Annotated in this window: 1 protein-coding gene; it reads left to right on the forward strand. The window is 39.0% G+C overall.

The window, feature by feature from the left end:
• Window positions 1-700 precede the first annotated feature (700 nt).
• Entirely contained in the window at window positions 701-1,000 is a 300-nt protein-coding gene (locus tag BVER_RS32155) for a hypothetical protein (RefSeq protein ID WP_157056324.1), read from the forward strand.
• Window positions 1,001-1,111 lie beyond the last annotated feature (111 nt).

Raw genomic sequence — 1,111 nt, forward strand, 5'->3', positions numbered from 1 at the left:
CGGAAGTGTCAACTGGGTCGCTCGTCGGCAGCGTCTGATGTGTATAAGAGCCAGGTGCATATAAGTGTTAAACTCTTTTCTTTGCTTCTATATCCTTTTCCCCTTCTTTAGCCAGTCCCTAGCCTAACGTTACAAGCTAAAAGTCCTACCTGATTTGAGTTGAACTGGTTGTCTCCAATCAGTGGAGAGTTGTGAGAAGAGTAAGTCTAATGGGTGTTCAAAATCATTTTTTCTTTGAGTTTGCATAAGTTGAGCTAAGTGTCTTGTTTTTGAACTTAATTGCACGGCTATTGCACACACACACTCTTAGATTTTTGTGAGAGAGAATATATTGGCATTTGAATTGTGATTCTGCTTGCCTAATGTTGGTTAATCTCTTGGTTATTGTGTAGAATAAACAACCATGTTTTTCATGAAATTATCTTTTGTGTTTTTCTTAGTTTGTTTTGCTCGAGGACGATCAAAACCTGAGTGTGGGGTATTTGATAAGTTCATATTTTTCCATATTTTATATATCAATTACCCATGTTTTAATTTATTTATAGTGAATTATTTGGGATATTTGCCTTTATTTGGTTTAATGTTTGATTTCAGAAAAATAGGCAAAATGGGTCTTAAATTGAAGATATTAATCAAATATGTTGAATGGTGAATTTTAGAGATCAAGAAGAGATTGGTTGATGAAGATCAAGGAGCTTGAATGAAGATGATTGAAGAAAATAAAAGAAGAAGAAGAAAAGAAATAAAAGAGAAAAAAGGGAGAAACAAGAAGATGAAGAAGGAATCTGGCAGGACACACACGCACGTGGCTGGACAAATTCGGCTTCAAGCATGGCGCATGCGCTACACGCACCCTGAGAAAAAGAGGAGGCCCGCGCAATGCGCGGGCTGTGCTGAAGGGAAGTGGCGCGCGCGTGTCGCTCACGCGCGCGCCGAAGAGGATTTGCTGCTGCTTTTGACTTCGCGGGTCCCACGCACGAATTTGAGTTGGTTTCTTTGATTTCAAACCTACGAATTGTTATCCCACATCGCCTTTTTACAGATAGATTTTTCCATTCTACACCTATAAATACCCATATGCTCTACCATTATGTACTTCACCACTTTATCA

This window comes from Candidatus Burkholderia verschuerenii, assembly GCF_001189365.1.
GTDB lineage: Bacteria > Pseudomonadota > Gammaproteobacteria > Burkholderiales > Burkholderiaceae > Caballeronia > Caballeronia verschuerenii.